General features: G+C 69.0%; 29 protein-coding genes and 1 tRNA gene. 14 read left to right on the plus strand and 16 right to left on the minus strand.

The genetic code is table 11. The features are described from left to right. Positions 1–57 precede the first annotated feature (57 nt). Complete coding sequence (locus tag L0C25_RS06020; RefSeq protein ID WP_271635530.1) at positions 58–1,065, plus strand: LacI family DNA-binding transcriptional regulator; 1,008 nt, start codon at positions 58–60, stop codon at positions 1,063–1,065. Between the two features lie 60 nt (positions 1,066–1,125). On the opposite strand, the gene L0C25_RS06025 is transcribed toward L0C25_RS06020, so the two are convergent. Further along, on the minus strand, positions 1,126–1,323 hold the full coding sequence (locus tag L0C25_RS06025; protein WP_271635531.1) for a hypothetical protein: 198 nt from the start codon (positions 1,321–1,323) through the stop codon (positions 1,126–1,128). Between the two features lie 80 nt (positions 1,324–1,403). Then, positions 1,404–1,982 (minus strand): dihydrofolate reductase family protein, encoded by a 579-nt coding sequence (locus tag L0C25_RS06030; RefSeq protein ID WP_271635532.1) that lies wholly within the window; start codon positions 1,980–1,982, stop codon positions 1,404–1,406. Positions 1,983–2,080: 98 nt separating this feature from the next. Here L0C25_RS06030 and L0C25_RS06035 point away from each other — a divergent pair, with 98 nt between their 5' ends. The 4 genes from L0C25_RS06035 to L0C25_RS06050 all read left to right on the plus strand — a co-directional run bounded on the left by L0C25_RS06035 (position 2,081) and on the right by L0C25_RS06050 (position 5,716). Continuing rightward, positions 2,081–3,013 carry an ABC transporter ATP-binding protein gene (locus L0C25_RS06035; protein WP_271635533.1) on the plus strand — a complete coding sequence of 311 codons (933 nt, stop codon included), beginning with the start codon at positions 2,081–2,083 and terminating at the stop codon, positions 3,011–3,013. Continuing rightward, positions 2,997–3,914 carry an ABC transporter permease gene (locus L0C25_RS06040; RefSeq protein WP_271635534.1) on the plus strand — a complete coding sequence of 306 codons (918 nt, stop codon included), beginning with the start codon at positions 2,997–2,999 and terminating at the stop codon, positions 3,912–3,914. The genes L0C25_RS06035 and L0C25_RS06040 overlap by 17 nt, the downstream gene beginning before the upstream one ends. Positions 3,915–4,088: 174 nt before the next feature. Next, the gene (locus L0C25_RS06045; protein ID WP_271635535.1) at positions 4,089–5,003 is read left to right on the plus strand and encodes an ABC transporter ATP-binding protein; all 915 of its coding nucleotides are present in this window, start codon (positions 4,089–4,091) and stop codon (positions 5,001–5,003) included. Next, entirely contained in the window at positions 5,000–5,716 is a 717-nt protein-coding gene (locus tag L0C25_RS06050; protein WP_271635536.1) for an ABC transporter permease, read from the plus strand. Before L0C25_RS06045 ends, L0C25_RS06050 begins: the two co-directional genes overlap by 4 nt. Positions 5,717–6,077: 361 nt before the next feature. Here L0C25_RS06050 and L0C25_RS06055 read toward each other — a convergent pair whose 3' ends face one another. Both L0C25_RS06055 and L0C25_RS06060 read right to left on the minus strand, forming a co-directional pair. Then, positions 6,078–6,773: a DUF998 domain-containing protein gene (locus tag L0C25_RS06055; RefSeq protein ID WP_271635537.1), complete on the minus strand. Its 696-nt coding sequence runs from the start codon at positions 6,771–6,773 to the stop codon at positions 6,078–6,080. A 97-nt stretch (positions 6,774–6,870) separates the two neighbouring features. Further along, entirely contained in the window at positions 6,871–7,743 is an 873-nt protein-coding gene (locus L0C25_RS06060) for a class I SAM-dependent methyltransferase (RefSeq protein WP_271635538.1), read from the minus strand. Positions 7,744–7,868: 125 nt separating this feature from the next. Here L0C25_RS06060 and L0C25_RS06065 point away from each other — a divergent pair, with 125 nt between their 5' ends. Next, the gene (locus tag L0C25_RS06065; protein ID WP_271635539.1) at positions 7,869–8,543 is read left to right on the plus strand and encodes a TetR/AcrR family transcriptional regulator; all 675 of its coding nucleotides are present in this window, start codon (positions 7,869–7,871) and stop codon (positions 8,541–8,543) included. A 199-nt stretch (positions 8,544–8,742) separates the two neighbouring features. Here the strand turns inward: L0C25_RS06065 and L0C25_RS06070 are convergent. From L0C25_RS06070 to L0C25_RS06100, 7 genes are all read right to left on the minus strand, one after another. Continuing rightward, positions 8,743–8,818 (minus strand) — tRNA-Ala (locus tag L0C25_RS06070). Positions 8,819–8,857: 39 nt separating this feature from the next. Continuing rightward, a complete protein-coding gene (gene sepX, locus L0C25_RS06075) occupies positions 8,858–9,685 on the minus strand; it encodes a divisome protein SepX/GlpR (RefSeq protein ID WP_271635540.1) in 828 nt (275 codons plus the stop codon). Between the two features lie 83 nt (positions 9,686–9,768). Further along, positions 9,769–10,323 (minus strand): GNAT family N-acetyltransferase, encoded by a 555-nt coding sequence (locus L0C25_RS06080; protein ID WP_271635541.1) that lies wholly within the window; start codon positions 10,321–10,323, stop codon positions 9,769–9,771. 41 nt (positions 10,324–10,364) lie between these two features. Further along, positions 10,365–10,859: a MogA/MoaB family molybdenum cofactor biosynthesis protein gene (locus L0C25_RS06085; RefSeq protein WP_271635542.1), complete on the minus strand. Its 495-nt coding sequence runs from the start codon at positions 10,857–10,859 to the stop codon at positions 10,365–10,367. Next, a complete protein-coding gene (gene moaC / locus L0C25_RS06090; protein ID WP_271635543.1) occupies positions 10,856–11,344 on the minus strand; it encodes a cyclic pyranopterin monophosphate synthase MoaC in 489 nt (162 codons plus the stop codon). The genes L0C25_RS06085 and moaC overlap by 4 nt, the downstream gene beginning before the upstream one ends. Before the next feature lie 11 nt (positions 11,345–11,355). After that, positions 11,356–12,609, minus strand: coding sequence for a molybdotransferase-like divisome protein Glp (gene glp / locus L0C25_RS06095; RefSeq protein WP_271635544.1), 1,254 nt, complete (start codon positions 12,607–12,609; stop codon positions 11,356–11,358). Between the two features lie 69 nt (positions 12,610–12,678). After that, a complete protein-coding gene (locus tag L0C25_RS06100; protein ID WP_271635545.1) occupies positions 12,679–14,061 on the minus strand; it encodes a UTP--glucose-1-phosphate uridylyltransferase in 1,383 nt (460 codons plus the stop codon). A 30-nt stretch (positions 14,062–14,091) separates the two neighbouring features. On the opposite strand from L0C25_RS06100, the gene L0C25_RS06105 reads away from it, so the two are divergent. Continuing rightward, the gene (locus L0C25_RS06105; RefSeq protein ID WP_271635546.1) at positions 14,092–14,667 is read left to right on the plus strand and encodes a 5-formyltetrahydrofolate cyclo-ligase; all 576 of its coding nucleotides are present in this window, start codon (positions 14,092–14,094) and stop codon (positions 14,665–14,667) included. Positions 14,668–14,674: 7 nt separating this feature from the next. Here the strand turns inward: L0C25_RS06105 and L0C25_RS06110 are convergent, their stop codons facing one another. The 3 genes from L0C25_RS06110 to L0C25_RS06120 form a co-directional block, all read right to left on the minus strand. Beyond that, positions 14,675–14,821, minus strand: coding sequence for a GPGG-motif small membrane protein (locus tag L0C25_RS06110; RefSeq protein ID WP_271635547.1), 147 nt, complete (start codon positions 14,819–14,821; stop codon positions 14,675–14,677). A 70-nt stretch (positions 14,822–14,891) separates the two neighbouring features. Then, positions 14,892–15,917, minus strand: coding sequence for a hemolysin family protein (locus L0C25_RS06115; RefSeq protein ID WP_271635548.1), 1,026 nt, complete (start codon positions 15,915–15,917; stop codon positions 14,892–14,894). After that, complete coding sequence (locus L0C25_RS06120) at positions 15,914–17,284, minus strand: hemolysin family protein (RefSeq protein ID WP_271635549.1); 1,371 nt, start codon at positions 17,282–17,284, stop codon at positions 15,914–15,916. The genes L0C25_RS06115 and L0C25_RS06120 overlap by 4 nt, the downstream gene beginning before the upstream one ends. A gap of 170 nt (positions 17,285–17,454) precedes the next feature. Between L0C25_RS06120 and L0C25_RS06125 the strand changes: the two genes are divergently transcribed. The 4 genes from L0C25_RS06125 to mscL all read left to right on the plus strand — a co-directional run bounded on the left by L0C25_RS06125 (position 17,455) and on the right by mscL (position 19,034). Next, on the plus strand, positions 17,455–17,802 hold the full coding sequence (locus L0C25_RS06125) for an FmdB family zinc ribbon protein (RefSeq protein WP_271635550.1): 348 nt from the start codon (positions 17,455–17,457) through the stop codon (positions 17,800–17,802). Between the two features lie 70 nt (positions 17,803–17,872). After that, entirely contained in the window at positions 17,873–18,061 is a 189-nt protein-coding gene (locus tag L0C25_RS06130) for a hypothetical protein (protein ID WP_271635551.1), read from the plus strand. Then, entirely contained in the window at positions 18,048–18,551 is a 504-nt protein-coding gene (locus L0C25_RS06135; protein ID WP_271635552.1) for an SAF domain-containing protein, read from the plus strand. The genes L0C25_RS06130 and L0C25_RS06135 overlap by 14 nt, the downstream gene beginning before the upstream one ends. A gap of 81 nt (positions 18,552–18,632) precedes the next feature. Continuing rightward, complete coding sequence (gene mscL, locus L0C25_RS06140; protein WP_408641694.1) at positions 18,633–19,034, plus strand: large conductance mechanosensitive channel protein MscL; 402 nt, start codon at positions 18,633–18,635, stop codon at positions 19,032–19,034. Between the two features lies 1 nt (position 19,035). Here mscL and L0C25_RS06145 read toward each other — a convergent pair whose 3' ends face one another. Together L0C25_RS06145 and L0C25_RS06150 are read right to left on the minus strand one after the other, a co-directional pair. Further along, complete coding sequence (locus tag L0C25_RS06145; RefSeq protein ID WP_271635554.1) at positions 19,036–19,233, minus strand: hypothetical protein; 198 nt, start codon at positions 19,231–19,233, stop codon at positions 19,036–19,038. Continuing rightward, the gene (locus L0C25_RS06150; protein WP_271635555.1) at positions 19,226–20,137 is read right to left on the minus strand and encodes an NAD-dependent epimerase/dehydratase family protein; all 912 of its coding nucleotides are present in this window, start codon (positions 20,135–20,137) and stop codon (positions 19,226–19,228) included. Before L0C25_RS06150 ends, L0C25_RS06145 begins: the two co-directional genes overlap by 8 nt. A 168-nt stretch (positions 20,138–20,305) precedes the next feature. Here L0C25_RS06150 and L0C25_RS06155 point away from each other — a divergent pair, with 168 nt between their 5' ends. From L0C25_RS06155 to L0C25_RS06165, 3 genes are read left to right on the plus strand one after another with little or no spacing between them, the layout of a single operon-like run. Beyond that, the gene (locus L0C25_RS06155) at positions 20,306–21,256 is read left to right on the plus strand and encodes an aminotransferase class IV (protein ID WP_271635556.1); all 951 of its coding nucleotides are present in this window, start codon (positions 20,306–20,308) and stop codon (positions 21,254–21,256) included. Next, entirely contained in the window at positions 21,253–21,972 is a 720-nt protein-coding gene (locus L0C25_RS06160) for a sulfotransferase-like domain-containing protein (protein ID WP_271635557.1), read from the plus strand. The genes L0C25_RS06155 and L0C25_RS06160 overlap by 4 nt, the downstream gene beginning before the upstream one ends. Before the next feature lie 42 nt (positions 21,973–22,014). Continuing rightward, positions 22,015–23,631, plus strand: coding sequence for a cation:proton antiporter (locus tag L0C25_RS06165; RefSeq protein WP_271635558.1), 1,617 nt, complete (start codon positions 22,015–22,017; stop codon positions 23,629–23,631). The last annotated feature ends 56 nt before the right edge of the window (positions 23,632–23,687 follow it).

The raw sequence follows: 23,687 nt of genomic DNA on the forward strand, positions 1-23,687 counted from the left end.
CCGTGCAACCGCGGCAAGTAGTTGCCAAAGTTGCCACTTTCGTGGCTACATGACGGCGTGGAGCAGCCGACGATCTACGACGTGGCCCGACGAGCGGGTGTCGCCGCGTCCACCGTTTCGCGCGCGTTCAGCAAGCCGGGTCGGGTCAGCGAACCCACCCGGAAACGGGTGCTCGATGCCGCCGGCGAGCTCGGGTACGTACCGGACCCGCGGGCGCGGCCGGTGTCGCGTTCGCAGCATCGGACCGTCGCGATGGTGCTCTCGGACATCACCAACCCGCACTTCTTCGAGCTCATCCGTGGCGCGGAGCAGCGAGCCAAGGCCGCCGAGACGACACTTGTCATCGTCAACGCCGAGGAGTCGCCGCGGATCGAACTGGACCAGGTCAACGGGCTCGCACCAACGGTCGACGGGTTCGTACTGGCATCGAGCCGACTGCATGACCACGAGCTACGCGACCTGGCAGAGCGGCACCGCATCGTGTTGCTGAACCGGGAGCTTCCCGGATTGGCCAGCGTCGCTCTCGACACTGCTGCCGGGTGCCGCCAGATCCTTGAGCACTTCGCCTCCTTCGGGCATGCGGGGTTCACGTACTGCGCCGGACCGCCCGGCTCGTGGATGGGCGCCACGCGCTGGGCCGCACTGAGCGCCGGCGCCGAGGAGTACGGGCTCGCCGCCCGGCGGATCGGCCCGTACACGCCGACCGTTGCGAACGGCGGCGCCGCGGCCGACGGGGCCCTGCGCGCCGACACAACGGCGCTGGTCGCGCACAACGACCTCCTCGCCATCGGCGTGCTGCGACGCCTCGCCCAGCGTGGTGTGCGGGTGCCCGACGACATCAGCGTCGTCGGCTTCGACGACATCTTCGCGGCCGAGTTCGTACAGCCGACACTGACGACGCTCGGTGGTCCCGGAGCGCACGCCGGCCGGCTGGCGATCGAGCTGCTGCTGGACCAGTTCGCCGGTCGTACTCCTCGAGGGGAGACGGGCGGATCGCTGCACCAGATCCGGCTGCCGACCGGTCTCGTGCTGCGGGAGTCCTCCGGTGTCGCGCCGGAGCGTTAGGCGGGCTCGGCCGGACAAATAGACATTTGTTATGCCCTGGCGTAGCAAATGTCTATTTGTTCACCCGGGTTCGAGGATCGCGATGCTCAGCTCGCCGTCGAGCTCCGACCGCACGATCACGAACGCGTCACCGAGCCACTCGACGGTTGCCGAGCCGTGCACCTCGGTGCCGGCCGGCTCGAGGAACCACGCGTCCGAGAGGGTCAGCCGCCAGGTACCGACGAGAACATCGAGGTGCTCGAGTTCGGTGTTGCGCATCGTCACGCCCTCCCTCTCCTGCTCATCGAATGCCGCCGAGCGTACGACGCCGAAGGAGCGTGCGCACGTCCCCCGGCCGCTCAGACATGCACGCTCGGCCGGTAGGTGAGCTGTTGGATGTCGCGGTCGAGGGTGCGGGTGTCGACCAGCTCGAGGTCGAAGTCGGCCGCATCGGCGAAGACCGGTTCGGTCCCGGTCTGGCCGGTGATCACCGGGAAGATCGTCACCTGGACGTGGTCGACGAGACCGGCGGCCATCAACGCGCGGTTCATAGACAGGCTGCCGTGCGAGCGCAACGGCACCTCGGACTGTTGCTTGAGGCGGGCGACGACGTCGACGGCGTCACCGCTCGCGACGGTCGCGTCCGGCCAGTCGAGGGGACCCTCCAGGGTGGTCGAGACAACCGTCGCCGGCAGGTTCCGCATCCGGGTGACCCAGGCGTCACGTACCTCGGACTCGTCGGTACTCGACGCCAGCATCCGCGCGAACGCGCGATAGGTGTTGGCCCCGAAGACCATCCGCTGCTCCGCGTCGTACAACGCGAGCCGGTGCTCGAGCAGCTCCGGGCCCTGCTTTCCCCAGTAGCCGCCCCAGCTGCCGCTATTGGTGCCGTAGCCGTCGAGGCTCGCGAAGACGTCGAAGGTGTAGGTAGCGGTCATCGTGGTCTCCTCGGGTGCGACCGGTCGGCTTCGTGGATACAGACGCGGCGCCACCGCGGAACTCATCGGCGTCGCCACCGACCCGCTAGGTTGGCCGGGTGAGCGTCATCGAGACCGCGGGCCTGACCAAGAGGTACGCACGTGTGACCGCGCTCGACCAACTGGACGTGAATGTCGGTGACGGCGTCACCGGGCTGGTCGGCGCCAACGGTGCGGGCAAGTCGACGCTGATCAAGATCCTGCTGGGCTTGGTTCCCGCAACGAGTGGGACGGCGACGGTGCTCGGGCACGATGTCGCCACCGAGGGTGGACGGATTCGGTCGCTGGTCGGCTACATGCCCGAGCACGACTGTCTCCCGGCAGACACGTCGGCCAGCGACATGGTCGTGCATCTGGGTCAGATGTCGGGGCTGCCGTACGCCGCCGCGCGCGAACGGGCGGCCGACGTACTCCGCCACGTCGGTCTGGCCGAGGAACGCTACCGTCCGATCGGGGGCTACTCGACCGGCATGAAGCAGCGCGCGAAGCTCGCTCAGGCGCTGGTGCACGACCCGAGGCTGGTACTCCTCGACGAGCCGACCAACGGGCTCGATCCGTCCTCACGCAACGACATGCTCACCCTCGTCCGCCGGGTAGGCAAGGAGTTCGGCATCGCGGTGCTGGTCACCTCGCACCTGCTCGGCGAGCTGGAGCAGGTGAGCGACCACGTCGTCGTGCTCGACAGCGGCAGGCTCTTGCGCTCCTCGGCGACGACCGACTTCCTGTACGCGACCGGCAGCCTCCTCGTCGAGGTACAGGGCCTGCCCGACGCCGACCGGCTGCTCGGCCAGGCGCTGGTCGCCGCCGGGCTGGAGGCCCGCCCCGCCGAGGGCGCCCTGATCGAGGTCGACGTACGCGACGCGAGCACACCGGACCTCGTACGCGACCTCACCGTCGACCTCGGTCTCGGTCTGGTGCGGATGCAGGAGCGCCACCACCGCATCGAGGACGTCTTCCGCGACGGGGGTGCAGGCAGTGTCCAGCCCGTCTGACCCCGCTCCGCGAGGGCAGGGAACCGGCGTCATCCACGACCTCGGCTACCGCCCCTACGGCGGGCCGCGCCTCGGTGCGGGCGCGGTGGCGTGGTCGTTCTTCCTCACCGGCCTGCGCAACACGTACGGGCTCGGCCGCTCCGCGCGGTCGAAGGTGCTACCGATGATGCTGCTGACGCTGGTGGTGCTCCCGGCACTGATCCTGGTGGGCGTGCTCGTGCAGGCACGCGATCTCCTCGGCCTCGACGAGCAGATCGTGGCGTACTCGACGTACCCGATCACCACGCAGCTGATGATCTCCGTCTTCGTGGCGGCACAGGCGCCGGCACTGATCTCGCGCGACCTGCGCTTCGGCACCATCACGCTCTACCTGGCGCGGCCGATGACCCGGGCGGCGTACGTGCTGGTGCGCGTTTCGTCGCTGACGGTCGCGACGTTCGTGCTGATCGGTGCGCCGCTGTTGCTGATGTACGTCGGCGGCCTGCTCGCCGACCTGCCGTTCGGTCGGGAGACCGGGCGCTTCCTCGGCGCCGCCGTCGGGGCGCTACTACTGGCGGCGTGCCTGTCCGGGCTGGCGGCACTCGTCGCGGCGCTGACGGTTCGGCGAGGGCTCGCCGTGGCGGCGGTCGTCGTGGTGCTGGTGGTCAGCTACACGGTGGTGTCGTCCATTCAGGGGATCGCGCTGGAGACCGACGCCGAGGCGGTCGGCGAGGTCGCCGGGCTGTTCTCGCCGTACACCCTCGTCGACGGCGTGCAGGTCTTCTGCTTCGACGCTCCCGCGGCGACTCCGACGCCACCGACCAGCACCGCGATGGGACTGCTGTACGTCGCCGTCGTACTGCTGACCGTGCTCGCCACGCTCGCAGGGCTGATGGCCCGCTACCGGAGGGTGCGGGCATGAGCGCGAGGAGCCCCCGCGGAGGTAGGGCGAGGTACGAGACCTGCTGGAGCGAGGCACGGCAGTGCTCAGGCGAAGGGGGCACAGCATGAGCGCGAGGAGCCCCCGCGGAGGTAGGGCGAGGTACGAGACCTGCCGGAGCGAGGCACCGCAGTGCTCAGGCGAAGGGGGCACAGCATGAGCGAGATCCGGATCGAACACGTGTCGCGGTGGTATCGCAACGTCGTCGCGGTCAACGACGTGTCCATGACCATCGGGCCCGGAGTGACCGGCCTGCTCGGGCCCAACGGTGCCGGCAAGTCCACGCTGATCGCCCTGATGTCGGGCTTCCTCGCGCCGTCGACCGGCACGGTCACCCTCGACGGCGCACCGCTGTGGCGCAACGAGCAGATCTACCGCAGCATCGGGCTGGTGCCGGAGCGGGAGGCCTTGTTCGACTATCTGACCGGGCGGCAGTTTGTCGTCGCCAATGCCGAGCTACACAAACTGGCCGCCGCCGGCGCGGCCGCGGATCGGGCGATCGCGCTGGTCGAGATGACCGAAGCGCAGGATCGGACGATCGCGACGTACTCCAAGGGGATGCGGCAGCGGATCAAGATGGCCTCGGCGCTGGTGCACGACCCGCCGGTGCTGCTGCTGGATGAGCCGTTCAACGGCATGGACCCGCGGCAGCGGATCCATCTGATGGATCTGCTGCGCACCATGGGTGCCGAGGGGCGAACGGTGCTGTTCAGCTCCCACATCCTGGAGGAGGTCGAGCAGGTGGCTCGCCAGGTGGAGGTCGTGGTCGCGGGACGACACGCGGCCTCGGGTGACTTCGGCGCGATCCGGCGACTGATGACCGACCGGCCGAACCGGTTCGTGCTGCGTACCGCGGACGACCGACTGCTCGCGTCGACCCTGCTGGGCGATCCGTCGGTACGCGGTGCGCGGCTGCGGCCCGAGGGCGGCATCGAGGTGGAGGCGTCCGACTTCGGCCGCTTCAGCGAGGCGCTTCCGAGGCTTGCCCGCGAGCACGGCGTACGCCTCCACGAGGTCACCCCGACGGACGAGTCCCTCGAGAGCGTCTTCTCCTACCTGGTGTCGTCATGATCTCGCGGACGATCGTCCGGCTGGGCGTGCGGAGCATCTTCGGCCGATGGCGCGGCGCGATCCTCATCGTGCTGCCGGTCATCCTGCTGGGTATGGCCGTGCTGGTGCGCGCGCTCGTCGGCGATGACGACACCGCCGCGGAGAACACCCTCTACGGGCTCGGCCTCGTCGTGATCGTGCCGCTGATCGCGCTGCTGGCGACGTCGGGACTGCTGGCACCGGAGATCGACGACGGCTCGATCTCCTACCTGCTGGCCAAGCCGATCTCGCGGCACACGCTGGTGGCCAGCAAGCTGGTCGTCGCGCTCGGATGCGTGACGGCCTTCGGCGCGGTCCCGATGCTGATCGCGGGGCTGATACTGCAGGCGGGCACGCCGTCACTCGGGGTCGCCTACGCCGTCGGAACGGTGATCAGCGGCGCGGCGTACTGCGCACTCTTCGCGCTGCTGTCGGTACTGACCCGCCACGCCGTGGTGATCGGCCTCATCTACCTGCTGATCTGGGAGAGCCTGCTCGGCGGGCTACTCGACGGTGTCCGCTGGTTGAGCATCACCCGCTGGTCGGCCGTCGTCGTCGGCGACATCGCAGACGTCACCCTCGTCGACGACCTCTCGTTGCTGTACGCCGTGCTCGCGACCATCGTCACCGTCGTCGCGGGCGCCTGGCTCACCGGCAACCGGCTCCGGGCGTTCAACCTGACGGGCGACGAGTGAGGCCCGAGAGGGATCGCCACGATGCGCGGGCTTCCCGCCTTCACCGTTTCCCGTTTGCGGCGGTGCAGATCGATAGGCGGCGACGAGATCCGTACCCGGTGGGCTCGGTCGCCGGTCGGCTCTCCCTGGCTCTTCGCGTCCGCTTTCATCGTTGCCGTGCGCGTCGGTACCGGCCCCAGCCGTGGCGACGAAGGAATCTGCATTTGGGTCGCTATCCGTACACAAATGCAGATTCTCTTCGCATCGGCTACCCGGGCCTAGAACTCTCTCGAACTTTTCTCATATTCCCTTGTGGATAAGCCCCCTGAGCACCCTGCCGACGTTGTTGCCGCCGGCGGCTTTCCAACGGTGTGAAAGACGGTCATGCGTGCTCCTGTGGGGTGGCTCGCTGGGCGATCACCGGGTGCGGGACCACCGTGTAGAGATGGGCGCAGGCCAGGGCGAGCCAGAGCCAGCCGGCGAGCACGGACAGCCACAGCAACGCCACCCCGATGGCGGACTGCGCCAGCGCCGCACCACCGACGAAACCGACGATGACGACGATCCCGCACCAGATGCCAACCCGCGACTGGCCCGTCTCGCTGCGCGACGACGCCCACCGTGCGTAGGCGAACGCGGCAACAGCCAGACAGACGAAGCCAATGGCGCCGAACACCAGGTGAAGGATGCCGCTGGTCGTAACCGTGTCGTCGGCGCGTCCTGGCGGGAATCCTGCTGTCGGGTCGGGGAGGAAGATCGCACTCAGGACGAGGCAGAGCCCATACACGCCGGTCAGCGTCCCGACCGCGAGCCCGCGGCCGGAGCGGATCACTCGGAGAACCCCGTAAGCCGCTGCGAGCACCATGAGTGCCGAGACGACGAGATTGGCACGCTGCATCCACCCGTGGTCACCGAGCGTCAGCATGCTCAAGGCGTGGGAGGCGAGGTCGAATCCCGGCCTGGTGAGCGCGAGGACCAGCCCGATCACGACATAGAACGGACCGGCGACGACTCCCCATCCGAGAAGGCTGCGAGTGACCGCAGCGGCCCGGTCGAACGTGGTTGGATCCTGTGGCATACCAAAATTGTAACCGAACTGGACTGTCCAGTACTATACGTCGAGGGCGACTCCCGGTCGTTCACGACACGACACGTGCAACCTGCTCGCGCCGCCGTCATCGATCGGCGATGAGAACCCGTCCGTTGCGCAGTGAGAATCGCGCTTTCGGCGCCATGCCGAGACCGGTCGCCAGAGAGAGCAGATCGTCGTCGGCGACGGCCTCGAAGCCGTGGCCCTTCAGCAATGCCGCGATGGCCGAGGGCTTCCAGGCTGACCGTTGGGGCTCGCCGGCCATCGGATTGGGGCGCCGGCCCAACCGGGTCGACCAGCACACCGCTGCGCGGCCGAGCGAGGCGATCGGTGACGGGGCCTGGTAGTTGATGGCGAGTCTGCTGCCGGGTGCTGAGCGTGCGCCGATCGCGGCGACGGTCGCCGCGACGGCATCCCGCTGGAGATACGGAACGACACCTTCCCAGATCCACATCGTCGGCACGTCGGTTCGATGGCCGGCCCCGTCGAGCACATCGCCCAGGTGTTCGCGGCTCAGGTCCGCCGGGACGAGGTCCAGCCGCCCGGCAACCGCCGACAGACGGGCGGCTCTCCTGCGTTTGTCGTCCTGACTGGCAGGAAGGTCGACCTCAATGACGGCACGTTCGGCCAACTCGCTCATCCGCCAGACACGCGCGTCCAGCCCGGCGCCGACAATGACGACCTGCGGCGCGACGGTGTCACGCACGGCATCATCGATGGCGACGGTGCGTGGCACCATCACTTCGGCAGTCGCCCGCAGGAGCTCCAGCTCCATACCAGCGCCCCATCCGGTCGCCAGCTTCTCTTCGCGGACGTGGTCGACGAGGACGCGTTCATCGGGAGTCAGCAGGTCGCGAGCGATCGGATCGGCGAAACGCCCGACGGCCAATCTCTCGTCGGCTACAGCGCGCGCCTGGCACACCAAGACCGCCGTCCGGCTCGCCGCTCGCTCAGTCATGACGACCTCCGCTCCCGGAGCGGGCCTCGATCGAGCGTGGCTGGATACGCTGCGGCATACACCGAGGGTAGGCGGACTGGACGGTCTAGTACCTTGGAGGTCGTGATGATGAAGGTCGTGTCCTCATGACGAAGGCGGACGAAGGCGCGGTCGTTGGTCGTACGGCGCAGAAGCGTGAAGCGGTGCTGAGCGCGGCGACGACGCTGTTCCTGCGCAACGGCTTCCGAGGGACGAGCATGGACGAGATCGCTTCCGTCGCGGCGGTTTCCAAACAGACGGTCTACAAGCAGTTCGCCGACAAGGAGGCGCTGTTCTGCGAGATAGTCGAAGGTGTCACGGGCAATGCCCACGACGTGATCGACACCCTCGCGGCGGCGTTCGGTGACACCCTCGCCGCCACCAGGGACGAACTCGAGAAGCGGTTGCGCGCGGTCGCGCACGTCTACTTGGACGCCGTGCTGCGTACACAGGTGCTGTCGCTGCGGCGGCTCATCATCGCCGAGGCTGAACGATTCCCCGACCTGGCTCGCCGTTACTACGAGCAAGCACCCGCGCGAGGCATCGACGTCATCGCCGACCGTCTGCGACCCTACGCCGACGCCGACATGGTCGTCGCGGACGACCTGCGTCTGGCCGCAGCACACTTCGCCTACCTCGCCCTCTCCATCGCCCAGGACCGGGCATTGTTCCTGCCCGCCGAACTCCCCACCGCCGACGAGCGGAGACGCCTCGCCGCCGCGGCCGCTCGCGCATTCCTCGCCGCCTACGGCAGCACCGAGCCAGACGTCGATGAGCCATGAACACCGGTGATTCCGGTTGCATCACGAGGCTCGCGCTCACCGTCACGTCCGGCTGAGAAGCGAGGAGCCGACATGGTACGGACGGCGAGCCGCCGAACGGGGCGATAGCAGGGCTGGTAGCCGTCGCGCTTCTTGTCCTTGTCGGATGCGGGACGAGGGAGCCCAACCGCAGATGTCGGCGGCTTGAACAACGATGTTGTGGTGGAGCTGAGGGGAATCGAACCCCTGACCTTCTCATTGCGAACGAGACGCGCTACCAACTGCGCCACAGCCCCAAGGCGTTTACGCCGGGATCGAAGATACCACGCGGTCCCTCAGTCTCCGACAGCGCGCCTGTGCTCCTCGGACTCCTCCGGCGCTGCCGGCATCTCGGTCTGCTCGCCCTCGACGTGGCCCGACGTCCAGGCGTCGGAACCGTTGAAGTCGATGGTGCGGACGGTACGCGCCGCGCGCGGCTTGTCGACGTACGTCGGCAGGGTGACCGGGACGGGATCCCACAGCGATCCGCCCTCTTCGGTCGCGACGGGAACGGCGGCGTTGACCTGCTCCTCGAGTGCGCCCTCGTCGAGTGGCTCCTCGAGCATGACGTTCTTGCGCTCCGGTCGATAGTCGTCGAACTGTGCGGAGATGACGATGGTCGGCTCGTCGTTCGGCTCGTCACCCATGGCCTTCGGCGCGGCAGCGTCGGCGATCTCGCCGAGCACCTGGATGCGGCACGCCACCAGCCACGCGACCACCAGGCCCGCGGGGATCGCCACCGACCACCACGGCACGATCAGCGCGTACGCCGACCCGGCGACCAGCGCGGTCGCGAACACCAGCACGCCGAGCGTACGACGGCGACGGCGAATCGCCATGCGGGTCGACTCCCGCTGCTCTGTCACGGCCACGGGCGACACGTCGGCCTCCTTGACCGGGGCGCTTGGTTTCGCAGACTCGGCAGGCGTGGCGGACTCCGGTCGATTGCCATCGTCTGCCTCTGCCGTCGCGGACTCGGAGCGACCACGCCGCAGGATGCGCATCCGCGAGGACGTCTCGACCGGACGGTCGTGCGACGCCTCGTCGTAGCGACGGAGTGCGAGGGGTACCAGATAGGCCGCCCACAGCACGACGATCGCTGCGTAGATGAGTCCCGTAACCACGTAAGAAACCGTAGGCGGAAACGCGGCCCCGGTCCCGTACACCGGCCGGTGTGTCGGCTGAGAACTTGTGTGGCTGGTGTGGTTCAGACGTCGGCGGCGTCGACGACCCGGTCGACCAGCCGCCCGCCGGCCTCCTCGACGGTCATCGCGAACAGCAGATGGTCGCGCCAGTCCCCGTCGATGTGCAGGTACGCGCGCGACAGCCCGACCTCGGTGAAACCGAGCTTCTGCACCACGCGCAGGCTCGCGGCATTCTCCGGCCGGATCGCGATCTCGATGCGATGCAGCCCGACCGCGCTGAAACAGTGGTCGACCGCCATCGCGACGGCGAGCGTCGTGAGCCCCCGCCCCGCATGCGACTCGGCAATCCAGTAACCGATCTGAGCCCATCGCGCCGACCCCCACGTCACACCGGCGACCGTCAGCTGACCGACCATCGGGCCGTCGTAGCAGATCGCGAACGGCATCGCCCGACCGTCGCGCGCCTGTTGGCGCAGCGAGCGTACGAGCCGCCGAAATGTCTGCGGGGCATAACGGCTGCCATGCGGAACCGTCGCCTCCCACGGCTGCAGCCAGGCGCGGTTCGCTTCGTGCAGTCGCTGCCACGAGCCGGCGTCACGCCGGTTCAGCGGTCGCATCCGCAGCGCCCCGCGCTCGAGGGTGGTGGGCCAGCCGGGGATCAGGACGGATCACCACCCGTACGCGCGTGGTCGCCGCCGTGGATCTGGTCGACCGCATGAGCGAGCAGGGGCTCCAGGACCGCAAGACCATCCTTGACCCCGCCGCTCGATCCGGGCAGGTTCACCACCAGCGACCGGCCCGCGACACCGGCGAGGCCGCGCGACAACACCGCCGTCGGCACACCGGCGCGCACACCGTACGCGCGGATCTCCTCGGCGATGCCGGGGACCTCGCGGTCGAGCACGCGCCGCGTCTGCTCGGGTGTCTCGTCGGTCGGGGTAAGGCCGGTGCCGCCGGTGCTGATGATGACGTCGTACGCATCGGCGACGGCCTGAGCGAGCGCCGCGCCGAACGGGTCACCGTCAGCGACAACCACCGGATCGTCGACCTCATAGCCCCACGACCGCAGGCGCTCGACGATGACCGGCCCACCCGTGTCGGCGTACACCCCGGCGGCGGCGCGGTTCGACGACGTGATCACGCGTGCCCTCACGGTTCGGTCCAGTCGCCGGAACGCCCACCCGACTTGGCCGTCACGCGTACGTCGGAGATGACGGCGTGCTTGTCGACGGCCTTCACCATGTCGATCACGGTCAGCGCCGCCGTGGCGACGGCCGTGAGCGCCTCCATCTCGACGCCGGTGCGGTCGGTCGTACGCACGGTGGCCGCGACCTCGACCGCGTCGTCGGCGACCTCGAGATCGACGACCACCCCGCTGATCGACAGCGGATGGCACAGGGGCACCAGGTCGGGCGTACGTTTCGCCCCCATGATGCCCGCGACCCGCGCGACCGCGAGTGCGTCGCCCTTCGGCACGCCCTCCCCCCGCAGCAGGGCCACGACCTGCGGCGAGACGAGCACCCGGCCGGCCGCGGTCGCGGAGCGCGCGGTGACGTCCTTGGCGGACACGTCGACCATCCGCGCCGCGCCGCGCGAGTCGACGTGCGTGAGGCCCGGGCTTGTGGAGTCGTCGCTCATCCGGTGTCCTGCTAGAAGTTCTGATCCAGGACGAGCACGTTCGCGGTGTCGCCCATGTTGAGCGCCGTCTCGTCCTCGTCGACGACGATCAACGCGTTCGCGCCAGCCAGACCGCCGATCAGGTGTGACCCGCTGCCCCCGACCGGCGTCACCTTCGCACCACGGTGGTTGACCTCGAAGTGCGCACGTACGTACTGCCGCTTGCCGTCGGGCGACGCGATGTCTTCGGCGAGCATCGCCTGGACAAGCGGGCGCCGGTACGGAAGCCGGCCCATCATCCGGCGCAACGCCGGTACGCCGAACACCTCGAACGACACGTACGCCGACACCGGGTTGCCCGGGAGGGTCAGGATCGGCGTGCGCTCGTCGCCGACGAAACCGAAGCCCTGCGGCTTGCCCGGCTGCATCGCGATCTGCACGAAGTCGACCGTACCGAGCCGCGAGAGCGTCTCCTTGACGACGTCGTAGTCGCCCATGCTCACCCCACCGCTGGTGACCACCAGATCGGCCCGCACCAGCTGGTCCGACAGCGCGGCGGCGAAGTCGTCGGGGCTATCGGGCACGATGCCGACTCGGTACGAGATCGCGCCCGCGGCCCGGGCAGCGGCGGCGAGCATGTAGCTGTTGCCGTCGTAGATCGTGTCTGCGCCGACCTCCTGACCCGGCTCGCGCAGCTCGCTGCCGGTCGACATGACGACGACCCGCGGACGCGGCCGCGCGCGGATATGCGACCGGCCCAGCGATGCGAGCAGCCCGATCTCGCGCGCGCCGAGGATCGCGCCTTCCTCGAGTACGAGGTCTCCCACGCGTACGTCCTCCGCGGCCGGGCGGATATGCGCACCGCGGCGGCGGTCTTCGTACACCGCGACCTGACCGTCGCCACCGTCGGTCGCCTCGACCGGGATCACGGTGTCGGCGCCCGACGGAACCGGCGCTCCGGTCATGATCTTGATCGCCGAGCCCGGCGACAACGCGTACGACGTGGCCGAGCCGGCGGCCGACTCACCGACGACGGGGAGGACCGCGGGACGGTCGTCCGTCGCACCCTCGACATCCGCGTGCCGTACGGCGTAGCCGTCCATCGCGGAGTTGGTGAACTGAGGCAGGTCGATCGGGCTCTCGATGTCCTCACACACCGGCAGGTCGAACGCCTCGAGCAACGACTGGTCGTACGGCTGCAGGGGACCTAGTCGTTCGAGGACATTGCGCAGGTGGTCTTCGACCGAGAGCATGCCCTCGGTCGCATGTCCTGATGCAGGGGCCATGGTCAGCAAGAGTAGACCTTGGGTAATGCGGCCCCCGGCATCACCGGTCGCCGCGCCACCGCCGTGACCCTACGCAGTGAGCGTTGCGCCGTCGGCGACCGCTGCGGGAGCGCCCTCGTCCTGCAGTCGCGCCACTCCGTCGACCGCCACGTCGCGCCCGAAGGTCCAGTCGCCGCGTACGGTCAACGACCTCGCTCGTACGAGCGACGGCGGGCCCGCCGGGAAGCGCGCGTCGAACCCCGCGATCAGCTTGTAGTACGCGGGATCGAGATCGATCAGCGGCGCCGCATCCGTCTGCAGCGACACGATGCCGCGCTCGTCGGTCTCGTACACGTCGGAGCGCAGCAACAGCAGGTCGTTGGTCGTCTTCACCGGGAGGAACCTCGACCGCGGTACCTCGACCGCGACCGCACCGTCGAACACCTCGACGGCCGCGCCCATCGCGGTCTCGATCTGGATCACCTTCGGCGACGACGCGTCGGTCGGGTCGACCGTCTTCTCGTTGCGGATGAGCGGCAGGCCGAGTACGCCACCGGTGCGGTCGAGCGTGTCGGCGAGCACCTGAAGGTCGAACCACAGGTTGTTGGTGTGGAAGAAGCGATGCCGGTCGATGTCGCTCGCCGCCTCCATGTCGTCGGACGGGGTCTGCGCGGTCTCGCGCAGGATGAGGCGTCCGTCGCCCCTGCGTACGACGAGGTGCCCGCCCTTGCGATCGGCGGGCGTACGACGGCACACCTCGGCGGCGTACGGCGCACCCGATGCGGCGAACCAGCCGACCATGCGCGGGTCGGGCGACGCGCCAAGGTTGTCGGAGTTCGACACGCTCGCGTACCGGTAGCCGCGGTCGAGCAGCTGCCGCAGCAGCCCCGAGACCTCGAGCGCGGTGTACAGGTCGCCGTGACCGGGCGGGCACCACTCGAGGTCGGGAGCCGCCGGCCATTCCACCGGCGTGAGGTCGTCGGCACGCAGCTTCGGCTCGCGGTTCTGCAGGAAGTCGAGCGGCAGCCCGTCGACGGCGAGGTCGGTGTACGGCGACAACGCCGCGAGCGTGTCGGCGCGCGTGCGGAAGCTGTTCATCACCACCAGCGGCAGCCGCACGTCGTACGCCGAGCGCAGTGACCGCACCTGCTCGACGATGATGTCGAGGAACGTACGACCCGGGCGCACCGGCAGCAGCGACTTGGCGCGATCCATGCCCATCGACGTGCCGAGGCCGCCGTTGAGCTTGATCACCGCAGTTGCGTCCAACGCCTCGCGCACCTGGTCAGGGTCGGGCTGGAGGTTCTCGAGCTTCGGCGGATCGACAAGAGGCTCGACGTCGGACTCGGCGATCATTCCGGTCGCGCCCGACTCGACCTGCTCGTAGTAGTGGGCGAACACGTCGATCGCGCGCTCGTGCACGCCGCCGGCCGCCATCTTCTGCCGTGCCTGCTCCAACCCGTCTGCGCTCATGGCACGCAATCGTAGGGGTAGCGTCCGGCTATGAGCTCGAAGGAGTCACTGCGCGCCGAGCTGCTCCGGCGCCGAGCGGGGCTCAGCCCGCAGGCACGCACCGATGCGGCCACCCCGATCGCCGACCGCGTCCAGGCGTTCCTGGAAGAGCGCCACGCGATGTGTGTCGCCCTCTACCTCTCGACCGGGCTCGAACCACCGACCTGGCAGCTCGCCGACCGGCTGGTCGCATCCGGGGTACGCGTACTCGCACCGGTGACCCGACCGGGACACCGGCTCGGCTGGGCCGAGTACGCGGGACCGGACGCGGTACGCGCCGCCGCGTACGGAATCTCGGAGCCGACGAGTCCCCTGCTCGGACCGGAGGCGTTGCGCGACGCCGACGTCGTACTCCTGCCGGCACTCGCCGTCGACCCCGCAGGTCACCGGCTCGGGAGGGGTGCCGGCTATTACGACCGCGCGCTCGTCGACGTCGACGCGGGTACGCCGCTGGTCGCGCTCGTCTTCGACGACGAGGTGCTGACCGACGTACCCACCGAGCCGCACGACGTACCCGTCGACCTCGTCGTCACCCCGGTACGCACGGTCACGACCGGTGGCGGATAGCGGCCTACTAAACGTACAGAGCCATCGCCACCGGCCCGAACAGCACACCGGCGGCGATGAGCACGATGCCGTACAGCGTCTCGCCACGGGCCAGCGTGACCGTTCCTGCGAGCACCAGCACGACGCCCGCGATCCAGAAGATGGTGCCGAGCATGCGTCTGCCTCCTCACCCGACCGGTACCCACTCGGGACCAGTCCAGTCGGCGACCGCGTACCTCAGCGCCCTAGGCGGCGACCTCGCCGATGAGCTCTTCGAGCACGTCCTCGAGCATGACGGCGCCGACCATCGTGCCGTCCGTGTCGACGACCCTCGCGACATGCGACTCGCGCGCCTGCATCGCACGCAGAGCCTCGTACAGGCCACAACCCAGCGGCACCGTCGGGAGTGCGCGGACGCGTTTCGGCGGCACCGACTGCCGGCGCGCGTCGGGATCGGTCTCCAGCGCGTCCTTCACGTGCAGGTATCCGGTGATCTCGTCATCGGCGTCCACGACCAGGAAGCGGGAGAACCCGCTGGCGGCGCACGTCTCCTCGATCTCGACGCCGGTGACGCCCTCGGGAACCGTGACCAGCTCCGCGCGCGGCAGCAGTACGTCGTCGACGCTACCCTCGCGAAACTCCAGCGCATGCGAGAGCAGCCCGTACTCGTGCTCGTCGAGAAGCCCTTCGCGGCGGGACTCGTCGACGAGACCGGTCACCTCGTCGCGGGTGTACGAGGAGGAGACCTCGTCGCGTGGCTCGACGCGCATCGCGCGTACGGCGACGTTCGCGATCGCGTTCAGAGTCACGACCACCGGCCGGAGTACCCAGACGACCACCAGCATGAAGGGGCCGAGAACCACCGCCGCGCGTTCGGGTCCGACGAGGGCGAGGTTCTTCGGCACCATCTCACCGAGTACGACGTGGGCCCACACCACCACCGCGGTCGCGATCACGAACGAGATCGGATGCACGAGGCCGGGTGGCACGTTCAGCGCGTCGAACACCGGCTCCAGCAGGTGCGCGATCACCGGCTCCGAGATCGCACCGAGTCCGAGCGTGCACATCGTGATGCCGAGCTGAGCGCCCGCCATCACCAGGCTCACCTGCCGCATCGCGCGCAGCGCCAACCGCGCCGGCCGTGAACCGGCGGCCGCGCTCGGCTCCAAACGGTCGCGACGAGCCGACACCAGCGCGAACTCGGAGCCGACGAACAACGCGTTGAGCAGCAGCAGTACGCAGGTGAGGACGATCCCGAACCAGCCGTTCACGACAGAACCTCCGGGTTCGTCGGAAGCCGGCGCATCGTGATCCGGTCGATGCGTCGTCCGACCACTCGCTCGACGCGCAACCGTACGTCGACCGGCCGGCGGCCCAGCTCCTCGTCGTCGGAGTCGGGGGGCTCGGACGCGCGTACCGTGACCTCGTCGCCGGCCGCTGCGAGTCGGCCGAGCTGCTTGAGTACGAGGCCCGCGACGGTCTCGTAGTCCTCGCTGGTCGGCAGCGCGATGCCGGACTCGGTCGCGATCTCGTCGGGTCGCAGCATGCCGGACAGCCGCCAGGAGCCGTCGGGGTTCGTACGTAGCTTGGACAGCTGGGCGCGGTCGTGCTCGTCGGCGATCTCTCCGACGAGCTCCTCGACGAGGTCTTCCAGCGTGACGACGCCGTCGGTGCCGCCGTACTCGTCGACGACGACCGCCAACTGCATGCCCTGATGCCGAAGCAGCGCGAGCAGCGGATCGAGCTCCAGCGTGTCGGGCACCACGGCGGCCGGCGAGACGAACGTCTCCAGGCGGGTCGAGCGGCGACGCTCCGGCTCGATCGCGACCGCCTGCTTGATGTGGACGACGCCGAGGATGTCGTCGGTCGTCTTGCCGGTGACGGGGAACCGCGAGTGCCCGGTCTCGCGTACGGCCTCGACCAGGTCGAGCGCGGTCTGCTTGCCGTCGAGGAACCGCACCTGCATCCTTGGGGTACGGACGTCGGCGGCCGTCCGATCCCCGAACGTGATGCTGCGCGCCACCAGGTCGGCGGTCTTCGCCTCGAGTGTGCCCTCCTCCGCAGACCTGCGTACGAGCGCGTACAGCTCCTCCGGCATGCGAGCAGAGCCGAGCTCCTCCTGCGGCTCGACCTTCATCGCCCGCAGGATCCGGTTGGCCGCGCCGTTCAGCCAGCCGATGGGCCAGGCCATGGCCGCGGTGAAGGCGCGCATCGGCCGCTGCGTCGCGAAGGCGGTCGCCTGCGGGAGAGCGATCGCGACGTTCTTCGGGATGAGCTCACCGACGAGCATCGTCACGACCGTGCTGATGGCGATGCCGAGGGCGACCGCCAGCCCGGGCACGCTGCCGTCGCTGACTCCGAGGCTGTGCAGCGGCGGGCGAAGCAGGCTCGCGATCGCGGGTTCCGAGAGGTAGCCGATGAGCAGGTTCGTGAGCGTGATGCCGAGCTGCGCGCCGCTGAGCTGGGTGGAAAGGCTCCGCAACGCGCTCGCGGTGCCCGCGGCTCCACGGTCGCCCCGGTCCGCGGCGCGTTCGACGCTCGCCCGGTCGACGGTCACGAACGCGAACTCCGCGGCGACGAACACGCCGCAGGACAGCATCAGGAAGAGGGAGAGGCCGAGCAACAGCCACTCGGTCATGTGGCGGCTCCGGGACTGGCCTGGGCTGATTGCGCGGTCATGTCGTACGGAGTCTAGTGCGTGCGACCGGGGCGGCGTGCCCGCCGTTTGCGCGTACCGCCCATAATGGACGGTGGTAGAGACTCCGGAAGGATCGAATCCGGGGCCTCTTGGCTGGAGAGGAACCAACTGTGCCGACGTACCAATATCTGTGCACCGAGTGCGGCGAACCGCTCGAGGCTCAGCAGAGCTTCAGCGACCCGTCGCTGACCGACTGCCCCGCGTGCGGGGGCCGGCTTCGCAAGGTGTTCAACGCCGTCGGAGTGGTGTTCAAGGGGTCCGGCTTCTACCGCAACGACAGCCGAGCCGCGGACAAGAGCGAGACCTCGTCGGGCTCTGAGAAGAAGTCCGACACGTCGTCGAGCACCGGATCGGGCAACGGCTCGAGCACCGAGTCGTCCGGCGGTTCCAAGAGCGATTCGAAGCCCGCGTCCACGAACGGGTCGGACACGAAGGCAAAGACCACGGCGTCCGCCTAGATCCGGTCGGCGTACCTGCGCCTGTGGACAACGGCGCCGCCGCGCGTCGAGACACCTACAGTGCCCTGATGTGAAGGCACCGACCCCCGAATCCTCCGAGAGCCCGCTCCGCTCGGTCGTGCGTGGCGCGCGCCGGCTCGTCCTCGCCCACCGGCGGCTCGTTGCCGCCGCCTGCGCGGCGCTCGCGGTGGCCTGCGCGCTGTCCGCGCTGCGCCCCGCCGATCCCCCCGACCCGGCCCGTCGTCGTGGCGACCCGTGACCTGGTGTCGGGCACGACGCTGTCCGACGACGACGTCGAGATCCGTCACGTACGCGCCGATGACGCCGCCACGCATGCGTACGACGAGGTCCAATCCGTCGTCGGCGAGGTGATCGGTGCGCCCGTACGCCGTGGCGAGCCGCTCACCGACATGCGGCTGCTCACGTCCGACCTGCTCGCGGGATATCCCGACGGTTCGTCGCTGGCCACCGTCCGGGTCACCGACCCCCAGTCGCTGTGGGGCGTCGAGGTCGGCACGTACGTCGACGTGGTCGGTGTCGACGTCGACGGCGGGAGTCGTGGGCGGGTCCTCGCCGAGCACGCCCAGGTCGTCGCGATGCCCACCACGGAGCAAGACCCGACGACAGGGATGTCCGCGGGTGCCGCAGTCGTCGTCAGCGTGCCACCCGATGAGGCCGTCACCCTCACCGACTCCGCCGGCAGAATGCAGTTCGGCGTCGTCGTATCCAGGGCGCAAATGAATCAGTAACCGTACTTTCGGTATGAACTCGGGTAGCGTACGGCCTTGGAAATACCCGATCTCGGGTTAAATCGGAACGAGGGATTTCAGATGCTCAAGGGATTCAAAGACTTCATCATGCGAGGAAACCTCGTCGAGCTTGCGGTCGCCTTCGTCATTGGCATCGCATTCGCTGCGGTCGTGACCTCGCTGGTCGACAACATCATCATGCCGTTGATCGGAAAGATCGGTGGTCAGCCGGACTTCAGCGGCATCGAGGTCGCCGACATTCCGGTCGGCCAGTTCATCAATGACTTCGTGGCGTTCCTGATCATCTCGGCCGCCGTCTACTTCTTGGTCGTGGTGCCGTACAACAAGTTCAACGAGAAGTTCCGCAAGGGCGACGAGATCGACGCGACGCCTCCGGATATCGCGCTGCTCACCGAGATCCGCGACATTCTCTCTGCCGACACCGCTGGCGGCACGGCGGGCGGCGGCAACCACTCGGCCTAGCTCAGCCGTGATGGGGCGGGACGTCCCGGAGCAGCTCGTCGTCCCGCGAATCGTCGCGGTCTCCCCACGACTGCGCAGACTCGTCTCGAGTCCCTTCGGGAAGCAGGTCGCCGAACACCTCGGTGGCCTGCTTCTCGCGTCGGTGCCGGGCCTGCTCGGGGCGTTCCTGACCTCGGTCGCGCCGGGGCTTCTCAGCCAACGCCGGCCTCGACAAGCGGTCGCAGCCAGTCGGCGCCGAACTCGTCCTTGGTCGGCTTCCAGCCGGCGACGCGGGCGTACCGCTCGGCGCTGACCCGCTGCGACCTCGTCATCCACTCGAGCCGCTCACCGCCGAGCTTGACCACGAGACGTGGGTAGAACGAGCACTCGTCCTGCTCGGCCACCTCGGCGTACACGGCAGCGAGCTCGCCGCGCCGGATGGGGGCGGCGCCGACGTTGTAGATGCCTGTCGGAGCGGTCAGCGCGGCGAGCACGGCGGATCCGACGTCATCGGAATGGATCACGTGCGTCCAGCTGTCGGGGTTGCCCATGCCGATGGCGTGCCCGGCTCGGGCTCGGGCGAGGCGGCGCCGGGTGAGGGCATCGTCGCCGATGATGTTGCCGAAGCGCAGCACGACGGACTCCCGCGATGCGCAGGCGAAGTCTTGGGCGTGCGTCTCGGCCAGTACGACGGGCTCGGCGACGCGGGTCACCTCGATGGGGCTCGACTCCGTGATCCAGTCGTCGCCCGCGTCGGCGTACAGGAACGAGACGCTCTCCTGGATGAGGCGGGGTGCTCCGGCGTCGCGCGCGGCGGCGGCGACGATCCGTGAACCCTCGGATCGGATGCGGTCGTTGACCCGCCAGGCACGCGGGCGAAGGCCGGTCGCGCTCACGGGGACATGGGTCGCCAGGTTGCAGACGACATCGCAACCGGACATGGCCTCGGCCAGGCTCTGCTGGTCGAAGAGGCTGCCCGGCGCGGGCTTGACGTTCATGCTCTCCAGGACCTGGGCTCGCTCGGGATGCCGGGCCAGACCAACAACCTGGTGGCCGGCGCTGTGCAGGACGCTGGTGACAGCTCGCCCCATGACGCCGGTCGCGCCAGTCACAAAGACCTTCACTGAAATAACTCTCCCTCGATCATGCCCGCGAGGATCACCCGCAGACCCTGATTACGGAATGATAACGGAAGATTCACCGTTGGGAACCCGAACGGTCGGACGAAAGGCAGCACCCACCGCCGAGGACCCGAACACTCGGCGCGGCGCGGCCGGGATTACAGTCCGGGCATGGCTCACGGAACCCACGACTACGAGAACGACCCGCGTAACGACCGGGTCCTGATCTACGTCAACGGCGAGCTCGTCCCGCGCGACCGGGCGACGGTCTCGGTGTTCGACGCCGGGTACGTGCTCGGCGACGGAATCTGGGAGGGGCTACGGGTCAGCGGCGGGCACCCGGCGTTCCTCGAACAGCACCTCGACCGGCTGTACGAGGGGGCCCAGGCCCTGCTGATCGACGTCGGTCTCGACCGCACCGAGCTGACGGCGGCGATCTACCGGACGCTGCAGGCCAACGACATGACCGATGGTGTCCACGTACGCCTGATGGTCACCCGCGGCGTCAAGAGCACGCCGTACCAGGACCCGCGCGTCACGGTCGGGCCCGCGACGATCGTGATCATCTGCGAGCACAAAGACCCGCTGCCCGACACCGTCTCGCGCGGCATCTCGCTCTTCACGACCCACGTACGCCGGGCGACCCCCGACACACTCGACCCGAAGCTCAACGCACACAGCAAGCTCAACGACATCACCGCCTGCATCCAGGCGTACACCGCCGGGGCCGACGAGGCGCTGATGCTCGACCCGCACGGCTTCGTGGCGACGTGCAACAGCACCCATTTCTTCATCGTGCGTACCGGCGACGACGGCGAGCCCGAGGTGTGGACCTCCGACGGCCGGTTCTGCCTCGGTGGCATCACCCGCGCGAACGTCCTCCGCAGCTGCCGCAACAGCGGCATCGCGGCGCGCGAGACGACGTTCAGCCTGACCGACGTCTACTCCGCAGACGAGGCGTTCGTGACCGGCACCTTTGCGGGGTTGGTTCCGGTGCACACGGTCGACGGACGCACGATCGGGTCGGGCACCCGCGGCCCGGTCGTCGAACGGCTGCAGGGTCTGTACAAGGAGTTCGTGTCGGCCGACGTCGCCGAGCGGACGGCACCGGTGTCGCCGTGACCGTGCGCGTCGCGATGTGGTCGGGCCCGCGCAACATCTCGACCGCGCTGATGCGCTCCTGGGAGAACCGCCCCGACACTGCCGTGCTCGACGAGCCGATGTACGCCGCGTATCTCTCCCGCACCCGGCTCGACCACCCGGGACGAGACGAGATCATCGCGTCCCAGGACGCCGACCTCGGCCGCGTCGTCGAGATGCTGCTGTCCCGCGACGACGCCGCGGTGCTGTACGCGAAGCACATGGCCCAGCACGTTCCCGACGACATGGACCTCGCCTGGACCCTCCGCCAGCACAACGCGCTGTTGATCCGCGAGCCGCGTGAGGTCGTCGCGTCGTACGTCCGTGCGCGCGAGTCGTGCGAGCCGGCGGACATCGGGTTGCTCCAACAGTCGCGACTACACGCGTACTGGCGCGAGCACGACCTCGACGTGCCGGTCATCGACTCGGCCGACTTCCTGCAGGACCCGGAGGCGTACCTGCGGCATCTCTGTGCCTGGGCGGGCATCGTCTTCGACGCGGCGATGCTGTCGTGGCCCGCCGGCCCGCGAGACAGCGACGGCGTTTGGGCGAAGTACTGGTACGACGCCGTACACGCGTCGACGGGCTTTTCCTCCTGGCACCCGCGCGAGGTCACGCTGTCGGAGCACGACTCCACCGTCGCGGAGGCCTGTCGCGAGGCGTACGACGATCTGCGGGCCACGCGCCTTAGGATCTAGTCGGGCCGCACCGAGAATCTCCCTGCGATGTGAGAGGCGACGATGGAGCTGCTGGTCATCGGCGTTCTCGGCCTGCTGGTGATCGCGGGATGCGGCGTCCTGGCCGACCGCATCGGACTCGCCGCGCCGCTCGTCCTCGTCGTGGTCGGCATCGCGATCAGCGTGCTCCCGTTCACTCCGGAGATCGAGATCGAGCCGGAGCTGATCCTCGCCGGCCTGCTGCCACCGTTGCTCTACTCGGCGGCGGTCTCGGTGCCGACCATGAACCTCCGCCGCGACTTCGGCGCGGTCGGCGGGTTGTCGATCGCGCTCGTGGTGCTGAGCTCGCTCGTGCTCGGCGCGTTCTTCTCGTGGGCCATCCCCGGTCTCGACTTCGCGTGGGGTGTCGCACTCGGTGCGGTGATCAGCCCGACCGATGCCGCCGCCAACGCGATCGCGAAGCGGATGGGCGTCGCACCGCGGGTGATGGTGATACTCGAGGGCGAAAGTCTGTTCAACGATGCGACCGCGCTGGTGCTGCTGCGAACCGCTGTCGCGACCGCGGCCGCCTCGTTCTCCCTGTGGCAGACGCTCGGCAAGTTCGCGTTCGCGGTGGGTGCGGCCGTCGTCATCGGGTTCGTCGTCGGGCACTTGGGCGTGTACGCCCGCGCGCGCGTCGACGACTCGGCCATCAACACGGTGCTGTCCTTCACGGTCCCGTTCGTCGCGTCGATCCCGGCGGAGGCCGTCGACGCATCCGGTCTCGTCGCGGCCGTTGTCGCGGGCGTCGTCACCGGGTGGCACGGCCCGCGCGACCTGTCGCCGCAGCACCGGCTGTCGGACACCCAGAACTGGCGTACGGTCGAGCTGGTGCTCGAGGGCGCGATCTTCCTACTGATGGGTCTCGAGCTGTCCGCCGTGATCGGCGACGTACACGAGAGCGACACCGGGATCGGCCCCGCGGTCGGGTTGTCCCTTGTCGCATTGACTCTCACGATCCTCATTCGCGCGGCGTACACCGCGCCGCTGCTCCGAGCGCTGCGCCGGCGATCCGAGCGCCGGCAGCGCCTGGGCCCTCGCCTCAACGAGATACACGAGCGCCTTCACGATCCGGAGAAGGTCGCCGAGATCGAGGGGCGAGCGGCGCGCCGAACCCGCAGGCGTACCTTCGACATCGAGCGCTTCCGGGTTCGGATTCGGCGGTTGATGGCCGATCTGGACTACTACCTCGAGTCGCCGCTCAGCTGGCGCGACGGCGGCGTGCTGGTGTGGTCCGGGATGCGAGGCGCGGTCACGGTCGCCGCCGCGCAGACGTTGCCGGAGGACGCGCCACACCGCTCGGTGCTGGTCCTGATCGCGTACGCGGTCGCGACGTTCTCCCTGCTCATCCAGGGCGGCACGCTCTCCACCGCCGTACGGCTCCTCCGACCGTCAGCGCCCGATCCCGAGCACGAGCGGGAGGAGCGTGCGCAGATCCTGACGCTGCTCCGCGCGGTGGAGGTGCCCGCCGACGACCTCTCGCCCAAGCAGCATGCGCTCGCGCTGGTGCGCGCGAGACGGGTCGCCCTGCTGAACGTACGCGACGACGGCTCGTACGACGCCGAGGGACTCACGGCGGCGCTCGAGTCCCTCGACGCGCAGGAGATCAGCCTCGTATCGCAGGGAGATCCGTCCGCCTAGGCTCCGTGGCCATGACGTTTCGGCCCCGGTTTTCGCCGCGGATGGGCTGAAAGGTC

This window comes from Solicola gregarius, assembly GCF_025790165.1.
Taxonomy (GTDB): Bacteria; Actinomycetota; Actinomycetes; order Propionibacteriales; family Nocardioidaceae; genus Solicola; species Solicola gregarius.